Raw genomic sequence first — 13,218 nt, forward strand, 5'->3', positions numbered from 1 at the left:
GGGTCACGTTGATCGGCGCGCCTGTGACGGCCCCGGCCGAGCGCCGCTAGGGGGTGCAGCCCGGGTGGGCGCGCCTCAGTGCAGTTCGTGCAGCACGGCCGCCAGCAGCAGCACGTTGAGGCACAGCAGGATGTTCGAGAGCGGCACCACCCACCCGCCGTCGACACCTGCGGTCGCCCGCCGCGCTGCTTTGCGTTTCACACGACGTTTCCGGGCCATTGGGCCGCGAAGGTATCATCTGAAGTGCGGCTGGAACGAGAAAAATCATGCAAATGCCCCCGCCGGGGGCACCTGCGCCCCGTGTGGGACGGCGTCAAGCAGGCGGGGCGGGGGAGACCTGCGCCTCCACCCGCCCCGCCCGGCTGGTTACATCCCGAAGCGGGCGTAGATGTCGTCGACGTGCCGCAGGTACCAGCCCAGGTCGAACGCGGCGTCCAGTTCCGCGTCGCTCAGGGGGTTCTCCGGGTCGGCCTTCAGCAGGTCGCGCAGCCCCTCGCCGGTCTCCCAGGAACGCAGGGCGCCCCGCTGCACCAGGGTGTACGCGTCCTCGCGGGTCATGCCCTTCTCGTCGATCAGGGCGTGCAGCACCCGCTGGCTGAACACCAGACCGCCCAGGTCGTTCAGGTTGCGCAGCATCCGCTCGGGGAACACCACGAGGTCGCGCAGCACGCCCGTCAGGCGGCGCGTGGCGTAGCTCGTCGCGGCGGTCGCGTCGGGCAGGATGACCCGCTCGGCGCTGGAGTGGCTGATGTCCCGCTCGTGCCACAGCGGTACGTTCTCCAGGCCCGTCAGCAGGTAGCCGCGCAGCAGCCGCGCCAGACCGGTCACGTTCTCGGTCAGGATCGGGTTTTTCTTGTGCGGCATGGAGGAACTGCCGGTCTGGCCCTTCCCGAAGGGTTCCATCGCCTCGCGCACCTCGCTTCGCTGGAGGTGGCGGATCTCCACGGCGATCTTCTCGACGGTGGTGCCGTAGATCGCCAGGGCGCTCAGGACCTCGGCGTGACGGTCACGGGCGAGCGTCTGGTTCGTGACGGGCGCCGCCTGCCAGCCCCAGGCCTGCGCGACCTCCTCCTCGATGCGCGGCGAGACGTGCGCGAACGTCCCCACCGAACCCGACAGCATGACCACCTGAATGCGCTTGCGGGCGGCGTGCAGGCGCTCCAGGTCGCGGTCCAGGGTCGCCATCCAGTTCAGGAACTTCAGGCCGAAGGTCATCGGTTCGGCGTGGATGCCGTGTGTGCGGCCCACCGTGGGCGTGTGCTTGTGCGCCGCCGCCTGGATGCGGCACACCTCGCGCAGCGCCTCCACGTCCGTGATGATCACGCCCAGCGCCTCGTCCAGCACGAGGTTCTGGGCCGTATCCACCACGTCCGTGCTCGTCAGGCCGTGGTGGATGAAGCGCGCCTCGTCGCCGTAGCGGTCGGTCAGGGCGCGCGTGAACGCCACGATGTCGTGCCGCGTCACCGCCTCGATCTCCGCCACCTTGTGCGCGAACGCCTCGTCGAGCGGGTCGGCCGCGCTCTTGGCGAGCAGGGTGTCGAAGGCGTCCTGGGGCACCTCGCCGTGCCGCGCCTGCGCCTGCATGGCGGCCAGTTCCACGCGCAGCCACGCGCGGTACTTGCTGGCCTCGCTCCACAGCGCCTTCATCTCCGGGGTCAGGTAACGGTCAATCACGGTTTTCCAGCGTACCACCCCCCCGTCACGCCCCGGCGCGCGGTGTCCAGCCGGCCCTGCGGGAGAGGCGGCGCGTCCCCTCTGGCCGGCGGGCACCAGCCTCCGGCGGGACTGCCCCCGATTGGTGGGACAGGCGCGAACTTTTTCGTGTTCACAGCTTCCAGTCAGGTTCGCGGCGCACACTGCGGACGTTGTTCCAATTCACGGTGACCCTGCCGCCACTGCCAGAGGAGGCTCCATGAACCGTACCCTGATCGTCACCCTGACCGCCCTGACCCTGGGCACCGCAACCCCGGGCACCGCCGCCCTTGCCGAGGACGCCGCGACGACCGTGACCCTGCCCGGCACCGTCACCACCAGCGTGAAGGACGCCTGGGCCGCCTTCGCCACGGCCGGCGGGACGGCCGAACTGCTCGGCGCGGACGGCAGCGTCCTCGGCACCCTGAACGCGGACGGCACCGTCAGCCTGACCGGCACGGCGACCCTCGGGGACGTCCGGAGCGTCCGCCTGACCCCCGCCACCGGCGAGGCCATCACCGTGAACGTCACCCGTGACCTCAGCCGACCCGGCGCGATCAAGATCGAGTACACCGACGCCCGCGGCCGCACCCAGTCCCTGCCGCTCCCGGCGGTCGTGAACCGCCTGAAGGCCGCCGCGCCTGCCGGTGAGGACAGCGGCGACACCGACGAGAGCGGCGACGACAAGGGCGCTGGCGACAAGGGCAAGGGCAAGGACGACCAGGGTGAGAAGGGCGGGAAACCCAGCACCACCCCCGGCAAGGGCCGACCCTGAGCTGAAGGCGGTCCTCGGGTGGCGGGACGGTCCAGTCGGGGCGTCCCGCCACCTGTGTCCTGCGCTAGCCTGACCGCATGAGCCTCACGCCCGCCGACCTGCGCGCCGCCGCGCTGCGCACCCTGGCCCCCGCGCCGGACGTGCAGGCCGCCCTGAGCCGCCTGGGCTTCGTGCAGGCCGACCCGATCCGCGCGCCCGCCCGCGCGCAGGACCTGACCCTGATGGCCCGCGTGAAGGACTACCGCGCCGGGGACCTCGAGCGGCTGTACCCCACGCTGGACGCCGAGGAGGACATCATCCCCAACTACGGGTTCGTGACGCGGGACGTGCAGCGCCTCCTGCACCCGCGCGAGGTGCCCGAAACGCGCGTGGAACGCGAACATCCCGGCCTGATCGCGGACGTCCGCGCCGTGCTGCACGAGCGGGGTGAGGTGCACCCCCGCGACGTGATCGCCGCGCTGGGCGCCCGGCGCGCCTCGAACTACTGGGGCGGGAACAGTCAGGCGACCACCCGCGCGCTCGACGCCCTGCACTACCGGGGCGAGGCGCGGATCGTGCGCCGCGACGGTGGCGTGCGCGTGTACGGGCTGGTCCCGCACCTGGACGCCCTGCGGGCCGATCCGCTCCCCACCCCGGACCGCCTGCGTGGGGTCGTGCACCTGCTCGCGCGGCTGTACGGTCCGCTGCCGGAGGCCAGCCTGCGCTACCTGACCAGTCTGTCCGGCTACGGCCTCCCGCACCTGCGCGCGGACCTGCGCAGCTCACTGCGGGACGCCCTGAAGGGCGAACTGGAGGGCGCCCGCGTGGACGGCGTGCCCTACGTGTGGGCACCGGGCGGGCATCCCGGTGACGCCGTGGCCCCGCGCGGCGTGCGGATCGTGAACCCCTTCGATCCGCTGGTGTGGGACCGCCGCCGCTTCGAGCACCTGCACGGCTGGGCGTACCGCTTCGAGGCCTACACGCCCGCCCCGAAGCGCACCATGGGGTACTACGCGCTGCCGCTGCTGCACGCGGGCCGCGCGGTCGGCTGGGCGAACCTGAGCGTCGGCGGCCTGAGTGTGGGCAGCGGCATCCTGAATGCCGAGATCGGTCTGCGGCCCGGCGTGCGGCGCACCGCCACGTTCGCGGCCGCGCTGGACCGCGAACTGGACCGCCACCGCGCGTTCCTGAACGCCGCTCAGGTCGCGGTGTCGTTCGACCACGCCTGAGCGGCGCGCTCCAGCGCCTCCGCCACGCCACCCGCCCCCGCAGACTTGCGCCGCAGGGTCTGCCGGGCGGTGGACAGCAGATTCAGGGCCAGCCCCGCCCGTTCCTGCGCCCGCAGCGCCGCCGGGGACAGGGGAAGCCCCGCCTGGGCCAGCGCGTCCGCGTAGACCGCCCGCAGGTCATCACCCAGCCGCGCGCGTTCACCGGCATCCAGCCGCAGCGCCAGCAGGTGTGCCAGATCCTCGCCCGGCACGCTGGGATGCACCTGCCCGTAATCGATCAGGACTGGCGTCCCATCTGCGCGCGACCACAGCACCTGCCCCGCGTGAATATCCCCGTGCACCAGCGTCCAGACCGGGGCGCCGCGCAGCAGCGCCGGAAGGGCCTGCGCGGCGTCCAGCAGGGCGTCCCGCTGCGCGGCAGGCAGGGCCAGCACCCGGGAATCGTCCAGCAGGCCCCGGACGTGATGGCGGTTCGCGACGTGCTCAGGGCGCCACACCCATTCCCCGCTCAGCGCCGCGCGGCCCGGCCCGGCCCAGTAGGCGTGCAGGGCCGCCAGCAGCCGCACCACGTCCCGCAGGCCCTCCTGACGCGCCGCGTCGTCCGTGAAGAACCCCCAGCCGGTCGTCGCGTCCGTCAGGTCCCGCATGAGCAGATGCGCCAGCGGCCGCTCGGGGCTGCGGGCCGCGTGCAGCAGCGGCGCGTACGGCACCGGGCAGCCCGGTGCGAGGTCGCGCAGGTAGGTTGCCTCCCGCTCCAGGCGCACGGCGGCCCGCGCGTCCCGCCACCCGGCCGGGAGGTACTTCAGGAACAGCGGCCCACCCGCCGACGCGTAACGGGCAAAGGCCGCGCCCTCACCCACCCACGATTCCCGCAGCCGCGCGCCGGGAAACTGCGCCCGCAGCGTGCGAGGCCACACGCGGGCGTCCACCGCCACCTCGCCGGACGGGGCGCGCAGGGCGTCTCGCAGCAGCGCGCCCAGCCCCATCAGCTCAACAGGGACACGAGGCCCAGCAGCGACCCGCCCGCCAGCGCCGCTCCCACCACGAACACGCCCAGGCAGCCCAGCGGCCCCCGGCGGCGCGCGCGGAAATGCCCGCCCTGCCCGTAGTGGTGCCGGTGCCCGTGACTGAACGACGAGCGGCTGTGGTGCCCCAGGAACCCGCCCCGGTGCCCGTGCCCGCTGCGACTGAAGGAAAACGATCCGATCGAGAATCCACTCATGCCCTGCACTACGCGGCCCGCAGCCCGAAAGTTGCGGGGCCCAGGCCGCGTCCAGCCAAGCGCGGCCTCCGGGGAACACGCCGGCGCGTATGATGGGCGCGATCATGACGGAACGGAAGTACTTCGGAACGGACGGCGTGCGCGCCGTCGCAGGCACCCATCCCCTCACGGCCAGCTGGGTCATGACCCTCGGCGCGGCCGCCGGGGAGGTCCTGAGGGGCAGCAACCCGCGCGCCACCGTGGTCATCGGCAAGGACACCCGCCAGAGCGGCGACATGCTGGAAGCCGCGCTGGCCGCCGGACTGACCAGCCGCGGCGTGAACGTCATCCACCTGGGCGTGCTGCCCACCCCCGGCGTGAGCTACCTGACCCGCCACCTGAAGGCCGACGCGGGCGTGGTCATCAGCGCCTCGCACAACCCCTACGAGGACAACGGCATCAAGTTCTTCGGCGCGGACGGCCAGAAGCTCAGCGACGCGACCGAACACGAGATCGAGGCCGCCATCGACCGCGTGCCCGACCTGTCCCCCGTGACCGGCGTGGACCTGGGCGGGGTCACGAACTACTCCGAGGCCGAGCGGCTGTACGTGAACTACCTCAAGGCCCTCGCCCCGGACCTGAGCGGCCTGCGCATCGCCATGGACTGTGCCAACGGCGCCGCGTACCGCGTGGGCCCCAAGGTCTTCCAGGCGGCCGGGGCGGACGTGTTCGCGGTGTATACCACCCCGGACGGCCGCAACATCAACCGCGGCTGCGGCAGCACCCACATGGACCACCTCCAGCGCATCGTGCGCGAAGGGAAGTATGACCTGGGAGTCGCCTTCGACGGGGACGCCGACCGCGCCCTGTTCGTGGACAGCCGCGGGAACGTCGTCCACGGCGACCACATGCTGCTGCTGAACGCCCGCGCGCGCGGCGAGACCGCTGTCGTGACCACCATCATGGCGAACATGGGCCTGGAGGTGAAACTCCGCGACGCGGGCATCCCGCTCGAACGCACCGCCGTGGGCGACCGCTACGTGCACGAACGCCTGCACAGCGGCGGGCTGCACCTGGGCGGCGAGCAGAGCGGCCACATTCTGTTCCTGGACGTGTCGCCCACCGGGGACGGCGTCCTGACCGCCCTGCTGACCCTGAAGAGCATGCAGCAGCTCGGCACCACCCTGGACGCCCTGCATGACGACCTCGTGATGTTCCCCCAGACGCTCGTGAACGTCCGCGTGGCCGACAAGAAGGCCATTGCCCTGGACGCCGAGGTGCGCGCCGCCGTCGACCGCGCCCAGGAGCGGCTGCACGGCAAGGGCCGCGTGAACCTGCGCCCCAGCGGCACCGAGAATCTCATCCGCGTGATGGTCGAGGGACAGGACGAGGCGGAGATCCACGAGATCGCCCGTGAGCTGGCCGGTGTGGTCGAGGCGCGCGGCGCGCGCACGGTCTGACCCGCAGGTGACCCGGGCGAACAATGCCACAGCACCCTCATGCGCCCCCGGGGTACACCTGGGGGGGGCGTCAGACGTGCGTCATACGCCCACGCTCAGAATGAGTCCCGAGATCGCATTCCGCCCCGGAGGACGCCCATGAATCTGCTGCCCCTGTTCCTGATCCTGCTGCCCGGCGCCGCGCTGGCCGCCGCGCCCACCACCCCGAGTCCGGTCAAGCTGACCGCCAGCACCTCAGTCGTCACGAAGACCACCAAGGACGGCAAGACCACCGAGACCCTCACGGACGCCAGCCGGGTCGGCGTGGTCCCCGGCACCGTGCTGGAACTCGCGCAGACCTTCCAGAATGTCAGCGCCCAGAACCTCAGCGGCCTGAAACTGAATCTGCCACTCGACAAGGCCGTCACCTTCCAGAGTGCGTCCTGCACGGTTGCCGGCGTCACGACGCTGTACTCCGTGGACGGCAAGACCTTTGCCCAGGCGCCGCTGATGAAAACCGTGACGGTCACCGAGAACGGCAAGCAGGTGCAGAAGCAGGTGGAGGTCAGGCCCAGCGAGTACCGCAGCGTCCGCTGGGAGTTTGCCACCCTGAAGGCCGGGACGACCGGCCGCTGCGCTGTCCGCGCCGTGGTGCGCTGACCACCGGGCCCACGCAGCCGACGTCCCCCACACCGCGCTGGTGATGGGGGACGGCCTCTGTACTGGGGTGGGCAACGGGAGGGGGGCGCGCCAGCCGCAGCCGACGCGCCCCCCTGGACTGGAGATCAGCCCTGCTGAGCGGCCTTGGCCTTGTTGATGGCCTTGGCCAGGCGGCTCTTCTTGCGGGCCGCGGCGTTCTTGTGCAGGGTGCTGCCCTTGGCGGCCTTGTCGATCAGGCTCTCGGCGCGGGCCTGCACGGCGGCGCTGTCCTCGGCGCCGGTCTGGGCGGCCACCAGGGCCTTCTTGCTGAAGGTCTTGATGGTGCTCTTGCGGCTGCGGTTCAGCAGGCGGCGCTTGAGGCTCTGGCGGTGACGTTTCTGGGCGGACTTGTGACGAAGGGCCATGGTGGTTCTCCTTGTTCTCCCGCCGCCTGTCTGGCGGGTCGGGGCGGTTCCCATGGCGGGAACGCGAGCGTCCGGACCACGGGGGTTCCGGCGCGCCGGGCACGGTGCCGTGACCCGGGCCGCTCACCGCGCGCGGTGGGCAACCTGCGCACTATAGCGGCCTGAGGCGCCGCGCGGCAAGTGCGGGCCAGGTGCGGGCGCGGTGCCGGGGCACCTTCACCTCCTGGCCCACGCGGCATACTGCGCGGGTGAGAGCCCGCCGACCCCGCCCCGCCACTCCGGACGCCGGGCCCGAGGCCCGCCCCGCGCGGCCCCGTGACCCGCAGGAGGAACGCGACGCGCTGCTCGCGTACGCCTTCCGCGCGCTGGGCCAGCGGGCCCTGAGCGCCGCCGAACTGCGCGGCCGTCTGGAACGCCGCAGCGAGAACCCGGACCTGATCGAGGAGGTCCTCAGGCGCGTGCAGGAACTCGGCTACCAGAACGACGAGCAGGTGGCCCGCAGCGAGGGCGCCCGCCGGGGCGTGGGCACCATGCGGGTCCGGCAGACCCTCAAGCGGCGCGGCGTGCAGGACAGCCTGATCCAGGAGGTCGTCGAGGCCCGCGACCCCGACCGCGAGCACGCCGAGGTCCTGACCCTGCTGGAGCGCCGCTGGTCGTCCCTGGCCCGCAAGCGCGACCCACAGGCCAGTGCGTTCGCGTTCCTGGCCCGGCGCGGGTACACCGGGAACGTCATCTGGCCCGCCCTGCGCGAGTTCATGGCGGGCCGCCCGGTCGAGGAACCCGGCGACGAACCGGACTGGCCCGAAGAGGACTGACAGGCGAGGACTGACCGCCTGGGTTCAGGCGTTCAGGAGCCGCACCGCGCCGGGCCGCACCTCGGCCTCCAGTCGGGTGACGGGAGCGCTCAGGTCACCGTCGAGGTGCACGCGGATGGGGCGGCTCCAGCGGACCGAGACCTGCCGCGCCGCCGCGTGGTGCGCCAGCGGGTGGCCCAGGTGCGTGCCGCGCAGCACCCGCGCCAGCAGTCCGCTCAGTTGCAGGCGGGTCATGGGGCCGCCCACGACCACGTTCAGCAGACCGTCGCGCACGTCCGACTGGGGGCTGATCAGGAACCCACCGCCGTAACGGGTACCGTTCATGACCGCCACGATCGGGCTGGGCCCCGCGTACAGCGTCACGCCGTCCGCGTCCACGGTCACGTCGGCCAGCGCCAGGTCCTTCAGGGTCGCCACCGCCGACCATGCGTAGCGCGCGAACCCCCGCACGCGCGGCGGTACGCCGTCCATGTTGGCGGTCACGTCCGCGTCGAAGCCCATGCCCAGGCCGTTCAGCAGCGTCCGCTCGGTCACTCGGCCGTCCGCGTGGTACGCCCGCACCGTCAGGGCGTCCACGGCGCGTGGCGTGAACGCCAGCCGGTCCAGCGCCTCCCCGAACGCGCCCGGTTTCAGGCCCAGCAGCCCCGCGAAGTCGTTCCCGGTGCCCAGCGGCAGGATCGCCAGGGGCCGCCCGGTGTCCACCACGGCGGGCAGCAGCGCCCCCACCGTGCCGTCCCCTCCCACCGCCATCAGCGCCGTGCCCGCCGGGAGGGCCTGCGCCCGCGCCAGGGCCAGCGCGGCATTCTCCTCCTGAATCAGGGTGTGGCGCAGCCCCCGCCGGTCCAGTTCGGCGTGCAGCCGCGGCCACTCCCGCGCCGCCAGCCCACCCCCCGCATTCGGGTTCAGGACCACAGCCAGTTCCGGAAAGTCCACCGGGCGGGGAGAAGCGTCACTCACGATCCCAGCAGGATAAGGCCTGCGCCTGATCCCACCGGCCCGCCTTGACCCGGTTCAGCCGCCGGAGCGGTTCACTTCATGTTCGGGTCGTCCTGCAATTTCCGGGCCTCCATCTGCCCGATCAATTGCAGCCACTCGTCGTCACTCAGGTCGTCCGGGGTGCGGCCACTGGCTTGGAGCAGGTCGCGCATCAGGGCCACCTCGCGGTCGGAACTGGCCTGCTCGCCCAGCCGGGCACGGATCGCGGTGTCGGAGATCATGCCGCACACTAGCGCCCGCCCCGCGCGGCGCGCCTTCACGCGGCCACCAGCGTCCCTTCACCAAACAGAAGAGGGAGCCCCTGACGGCGCTCCCTCTGCGGCGTTGTGGTCCGCTCAGACGATGGCGGGTTCCACGTACTCGCCGTACACGGTCTTCAGGATGTCCATCTGCTCGCCCAGCGTGCAGTAGGCGTGCGCGCACTCCAGGAAGGCGGGCATGGAGTTCGCGCCGGTCACGGCGGTGTCGCGCAGGGCGTCCAGCGCGGCCTGCACCCGATTCGGGTCGCGTTCGCGGCGCACCTGCGCCAGCCGGGCCTCCTGCACCCGCTCGACCTGCGGGTCGATGAGCTGGATGGGCACCTCGACGGCGTCCTGCACGAACTCGTTCACGCCGACCACGATGCGGTCCTTTGACTCGACCTCGCGCTGGTAGCGGTAGGCGGCCTCGGCCATCTCCAGCTGGAAGAATCCGCTGTCGATCCCGGCTTCCACGCCGCCCATCATGCGGATCTGCTCGATGTAGCCCATCGCGGCCGCCTCGATGTCGTCGGTGAGTTTCTCGACGTAGTAGCTGCCCGCCAGGGGGTCCACGACGCCCGCCACGCCGGTCTCGTACGCGATGATCTGCTGGGTGCGCAGGGCGATGGTGGCGGCTTCCTCGGTGGGCAGCGCCAGCGCCTCGTCGAAGGAGTCGGTGTGGAGGCTCTGCGTGCCGCCCAGCACCGCCGCCAGCGCCTGGATGGCCACGCGGGCGATGTTGTTCAGCGGCTGCTGCGCGGGCAGGGACACCCCGGCGGTCTGGGAGTGCGTGCGCAGCATCCACGAGCGGGGGTTCTTCGCGCCGTAACGGTCCCGCATCTGCCGCGCCCAGATGCGCCGCGCGGCGCGGAGCTTGGCGATCTCCTCGAAGAAGTCGTTGTGGATGTCCCAGAAGAAGCTGATGCGCGGCGCGAACTCGTCGATGTTCAGACCGCGTTCCAGCGCCTTCTCCACGTAGTGGAAGCCGTCCGCGAGGGTGAACGCGAGTTCCTGCACGCCGGTCGCCCCCGCCTCGCGGATGTGGTAGCCGGACACGCTGATGAAGTTCCACTTGGGCAGGACCTTCGGGCCCCACTCGAAGGTGTCGATGACCAGTTTCACGCTGGGGGCGGGCGGGTAGATGAATTCCTTCTGCGCGATGAATTCCTTCAGGATGTCGTTCTGGATGGTGCCGCCCACCTGCCCCAGGTCCTTGCCCTGCTTCTGCGCGTTGGCGATGTACATCGCCCAGATGGCGTTCGCGGGGCTGTTGATGGTCATGGACGTCGTGACCTGCGTGGGGTCGATCCCCTGGAAGAGGATCTCCATGTCCGCGAGGCTGCTGACCGCCACGCCGCACTTGCCGACCTCGCCCTTGCTGAAGGGGTGGTCGCTGTCGTAGCCCATCAGGGTGGGCAGGTCGAACGCGGTCGAGAGGCCCGTCTGCCCGGCCTTCAGCAGGGCGTGAAAGCGTTCGTTGGTCTGCTCGGCGCTGCCGAAGCCCGCGAACATCCGCATGGTCCACAGTTTCCCGCGGTACACGCTGGGCTGCACGCCACGCGTGTACGGGAACTCGCCGGGGTAGCCCAGGTCCCGCTCGGCGTCCCAGTCTTTCAGGTCGCCTTCGGTGTAGATGGGTTCTGGCTCCATGTCCGAGAGGTTCTTGAAGTTGTACTTGCGCTCGGGGAACTTCTGCGCGGCGGGGCTGTAGACGCTCTGCATCCACTCGTTCTTGCTTTTCATCGGGGGACCTCCGGGGCGGGGGAGAGGCTGGAACAAACGCTCGTTAGGTTCCTGCCAGGATAGCAGGGCGCCCGACCCCCGGACCCCAGGTGCGGCAACCCACCGGACTGGAGGGCGTTAGCGTGTCCGGCAGTGACGACCACCGACCCCCTGCCCGGCACTCCCGAGCTTCCGACGGCCGCCGAACTGGCCGCCCTCAGCCTCTCGGCGCAGCACCCCGTCACGCACGGGTGGCTGGACCGCGCCGCCCGTCTCCGGAACCTGACGGAGGAACACGAGTTCGACCTGCAACTCGCCACCGACCTCGACCTCGCTGCGCAGCGCGCCGAATTCCTGAAGGCCGGACCCGCCGCGCCCGCCTACCTGAACCGCTGGGTGACGGTGAGCACTGACCTGCGCGCCATGCTCAGCATCCGTTTCAAGGGGCTGGACGTCACGAAACCCTTCGTGGACGTCAGCGTCACCAGCCGCCCCGTCACGCGCACCGACCTTGCGGCGTTGGCGGACGCGGCCCGCGTGTACGCCGCGTTCCACCCGCCGCGCCTGCGCGTCTGGAGCGCCGCGCCCCAGACCGACTGGCCGGACCTCGACCCGGACCGGCGCGTGCTGGCCGCGCCCGTGGGGGCCCTGCGCGGGGATCCCGTCCCGGACGGGCTGACCCTGAGCCCCACCCCCGACGCCAGCCGGTATGCCGACGCGCAGGCCGCGTACGACGCCGTGGACGCCGCCCACCCCCACCACCCGCACGAGGCCCGCCTTCTGAGCGCCGAGGACCTTCAGGAGTGCATCGACGCCGGAACGATGTTCGACGTCCACTGGCGCGGCGGGTGGGCCGGGTATGCGGGCACCCTCGCCTCCCCACAGCTGGGTCTGGACGCGCAGGTCGTGCAGGAACTCCTGCTCGCGCCGCACGCCCGGGGGCGCGGCCTGGGCGCAGCGCTGAGCACCCTGCTCGCCCGGCACCTGCCCGATCCCGCCCAGGTCCTCAGCGGCACCATCCACGGCCGCAACCGGGGCGCGCTGAACGCCGCCACGCGCGCCGGGCGGCACGACGTGGGCGGCTGGTGGTGGGCGCCGCTGCGCTGACCCCCGGCCTAGGGCCGCTGCGGGTCATCCGTGGCGGCCTCGTCCTTACGGGAGAGGAGCGCCTCCTGCACGGCGCGGTCCACGGCCTGCGAGCGGACCGTGCGGGCCGCGCGGACCGTGAACAGCATGACCACCCCGGCGAACAGCATCGTGAAGTACAGGTACGTGCTGGGCACGCCCACCTCGAAGGCCTCCGCGACCAGATTCGTGCCGACGAGCAGCAGGAACGCCGCCGCGAGCAGCTTCAGCGGCGGGTGGGTATCCAGGTAGCGGCTGATCGGGCCGCTGGCGGCCACCATGATGATCATGGCGATCACGACCGCCGTGATCATGACCGGCACGTCGCCACTCACGCCGATGGCCGTGATCACGCTGTCCAGGCTGAACACGATGTCGATCAGTGGAATCTGCAGGATCACGCTCAGCAGCGACACCTGCCCCACCTGCGCCTCGCCGCTGCCGAGCGGATCGGCCGCCATGCGCGACAGTTCGCGGACGCTCTTGACCATCAGGAACAGGCCGCCGCCGATCAGGATCAGGTCGCGGACGCTGAAGTCCTGCCCGAGCAGGCTGAACAGTGGCGCCTGCAGGCGCGTGAGCCACGCGATGCCGGCCAGCAGCGCCACCCGCGTCACGACGGCCAGTCCCAGCCCGACCGTGCGGGCCAGCGCCTGCTGCGCCTGCGGCAGCCGCGAGGCGAGCAGCGTGATGAACACGATGTTGTCGATGCCCAGCACGAGTTCCAGCAGCGTGAGACTCAGGATTGCGACCCAGCCCTGCGGGGTGCTCAGGACATGCAGGAAGTCACTCATGAACTGCACGCTACGCAGTGGGCCCATAGGGGGACGCGGAGGGTAAAGGGACGCTCAAGCGCCCCCGGTGAGGCGCGGCTGACGCGCCGCAGGGCATCGCCCTACACTGGTATTCTCATGAACTGCACATTCCACGCGGCCCGGAGCG

15 protein-coding genes are annotated in these 13,218 nt (G+C 71.5%); 6 read left to right on the forward strand and 9 right to left on the reverse strand.

Going from position 1 to position 13,218, the window contains the following annotated elements; genetic code table 11:
- Positions 1-75: 75 nt before the first annotated feature.
- Positions 76-201: a hypothetical protein gene (locus tag AUC44_RS17190; RefSeq protein WP_257721371.1), complete on the reverse strand. Its 126-nt coding sequence runs from the start codon at positions 199-201 to the stop codon at positions 76-78.
- A 165-nt stretch (positions 202-366) separates the two neighbouring features.
- Complete coding sequence (purB, locus tag AUC44_RS06895; protein ID WP_062157980.1) at positions 367-1,674, reverse strand: adenylosuccinate lyase; 1,308 nt, start codon at positions 1,672-1,674, stop codon at positions 367-369.
- A 238-nt stretch (positions 1,675-1,912) separates the two neighbouring features.
- Between purB and AUC44_RS06900 the strand changes: the two genes are divergently transcribed.
- The gene (locus AUC44_RS06900; protein ID WP_062157981.1) at positions 1,913-2,467 is read left to right on the forward strand and encodes a hypothetical protein; all 555 of its coding nucleotides are present in this window, start codon (positions 1,913-1,915) and stop codon (positions 2,465-2,467) included.
- Between the two features lie 77 nt (positions 2,468-2,544).
- Positions 2,545-3,675, forward strand: a complete 1,131-nt coding sequence (locus AUC44_RS06905; protein WP_062157982.1) for a DNA glycosylase AlkZ-like family protein — start codon at positions 2,545-2,547, stop codon at positions 3,673-3,675.
- Here the strand turns inward: AUC44_RS06905 and AUC44_RS06910 are convergent.
- Together AUC44_RS06910 and AUC44_RS06915 are read right to left on the reverse strand one after the other, a co-directional pair.
- On the reverse strand, positions 3,645-4,661 hold the full coding sequence (locus AUC44_RS06910) for a phosphotransferase family protein (protein WP_082688974.1): 1,017 nt from the start codon (positions 4,659-4,661) through the stop codon (positions 3,645-3,647). The two genes, AUC44_RS06905 and AUC44_RS06910, sit on opposite strands and share 31 nt — an antisense overlap.
- Positions 4,661-4,897, reverse strand: a complete 237-nt coding sequence (locus AUC44_RS06915; RefSeq protein ID WP_062157983.1) for a hypothetical protein — start codon at positions 4,895-4,897, stop codon at positions 4,661-4,663. Before AUC44_RS06915 ends, AUC44_RS06910 begins: the two co-directional genes overlap by 1 nt.
- A 104-nt stretch (positions 4,898-5,001) precedes the next feature.
- Here AUC44_RS06915 and glmM point away from each other — a divergent pair, with 104 nt between their 5' ends.
- Positions 5,002-6,336, forward strand: a complete 1,335-nt coding sequence (glmM, locus tag AUC44_RS06920) for a phosphoglucosamine mutase (protein ID WP_062159724.1) — start codon at positions 5,002-5,004, stop codon at positions 6,334-6,336.
- A 138-nt stretch (positions 6,337-6,474) separates the two neighbouring features.
- Complete coding sequence (locus tag AUC44_RS06925) at positions 6,475-6,975, forward strand: hypothetical protein (RefSeq protein WP_062157984.1); 501 nt, start codon at positions 6,475-6,477, stop codon at positions 6,973-6,975.
- A 125-nt stretch (positions 6,976-7,100) separates the two neighbouring features.
- Here AUC44_RS06925 and rpsT read toward each other — a convergent pair whose 3' ends face one another.
- Positions 7,101-7,379 (reverse strand): 30S ribosomal protein S20, encoded by a 279-nt coding sequence (gene rpsT / locus AUC44_RS06930; RefSeq protein ID WP_046844682.1) that lies wholly within the window; start codon positions 7,377-7,379, stop codon positions 7,101-7,103.
- Positions 7,380-7,627: 248 nt separating this feature from the next.
- Between rpsT and AUC44_RS06935 the strand changes: the two genes are divergently transcribed.
- Positions 7,628-8,194: a regulatory protein RecX gene (locus AUC44_RS06935; protein WP_082688975.1), complete on the forward strand. Its 567-nt coding sequence runs from the start codon at positions 7,628-7,630 to the stop codon at positions 8,192-8,194.
- Between the two features lie 24 nt (positions 8,195-8,218).
- On the opposite strand, the gene AUC44_RS06940 is transcribed toward AUC44_RS06935, so the two are convergent.
- The 3 genes from AUC44_RS06940 to AUC44_RS06950 all read right to left on the reverse strand — a co-directional run bounded on the left by AUC44_RS06940 (position 8,219) and on the right by AUC44_RS06950 (position 11,172).
- Entirely contained in the window at positions 8,219-9,151 is a 933-nt protein-coding gene (locus tag AUC44_RS06940) for a diacylglycerol/lipid kinase family protein (RefSeq protein ID WP_231724553.1), read from the reverse strand.
- 71 nt (positions 9,152-9,222) lie between these two features.
- A complete protein-coding gene (locus AUC44_RS06945; protein ID WP_155297780.1) occupies positions 9,223-9,411 on the reverse strand; it encodes a hypothetical protein in 189 nt (62 codons plus the stop codon).
- Positions 9,412-9,525: 114 nt separating this feature from the next.
- A complete protein-coding gene (locus AUC44_RS06950) occupies positions 9,526-11,172 on the reverse strand; it encodes a methylmalonyl-CoA mutase family protein (RefSeq protein ID WP_062157988.1) in 1,647 nt (548 codons plus the stop codon).
- A 132-nt stretch (positions 11,173-11,304) separates the two neighbouring features.
- On the opposite strand from AUC44_RS06950, the gene AUC44_RS06955 reads away from it, so the two are divergent.
- On the forward strand, positions 11,305-12,258 hold the full coding sequence (locus AUC44_RS06955; RefSeq protein ID WP_197408588.1) for a hypothetical protein: 954 nt from the start codon (positions 11,305-11,307) through the stop codon (positions 12,256-12,258).
- A gap of 8 nt (positions 12,259-12,266) precedes the next feature.
- On the opposite strand, the gene AUC44_RS06960 is transcribed toward AUC44_RS06955, so the two are convergent.
- Complete coding sequence (locus AUC44_RS06960) at positions 12,267-13,097, reverse strand: TerC family protein (RefSeq protein WP_157445208.1); 831 nt, start codon at positions 13,095-13,097, stop codon at positions 12,267-12,269.
- Positions 13,098-13,218: the final 121 nt, after the last annotated feature.

It is taken from the genome of Deinococcus actinosclerus (assembly GCF_001507665.1).
Taxonomy (GTDB): Bacteria; Deinococcota; Deinococci; order Deinococcales; family Deinococcaceae; genus Deinococcus; species Deinococcus actinosclerus.

Bases quoted from the DNA above. Each gene is read 5' to 3' on its own strand.
- AUC44_RS06900 (WP_062157981.1), top strand. From the start codon at position 1,913: ATGAACCGTACCCTGATCGTCACCCTGACCGCCCTGACCCTGGGCACC.
- AUC44_RS06905 (WP_062157982.1), top strand. From the start codon at position 2,545: ATGAGCCTCACGCCCGCCGACCTGCGCGCCGCCGCGCTGCGCACCCTG.
- AUC44_RS06910 (WP_082688974.1), bottom strand. From the start codon at position 4,661: ATGGGGCTGGGCGCGCTGCTGCGAGACGCCCTGCGCGCCCCGTCCGGC.
- AUC44_RS06915 (WP_062157983.1), bottom strand. From the start codon at position 4,897: ATGAGTGGATTCTCGATCGGATCGTTTTCCTTCAGTCGCAGCGGGCAC.
- glmM (WP_062159724.1), top strand. From the start codon at position 5,002: ATGACGGAACGGAAGTACTTCGGAACGGACGGCGTGCGCGCCGTCGCA.
- AUC44_RS06925 (WP_062157984.1), top strand. From the start codon at position 6,475: ATGAATCTGCTGCCCCTGTTCCTGATCCTGCTGCCCGGCGCCGCGCTG.
- rpsT (WP_046844682.1), bottom strand. From the start codon at position 7,379: ATGGCCCTTCGTCACAAGTCCGCCCAGAAACGTCACCGCCAGAGCCTC.
- AUC44_RS06945 (WP_155297780.1), bottom strand. From the start codon at position 9,411: ATGATCTCCGACACCGCGATCCGTGCCCGGCTGGGCGAGCAGGCCAGT.
- AUC44_RS06950 (WP_062157988.1), bottom strand. From the start codon at position 11,172: ATGAAAAGCAAGAACGAGTGGATGCAGAGCGTCTACAGCCCCGCCGCG.
- AUC44_RS06960 (WP_157445208.1), bottom strand. From the start codon at position 13,097: ATGGGCCCACTGCGTAGCGTGCAGTTCATGAGTGACTTCCTGCATGTC.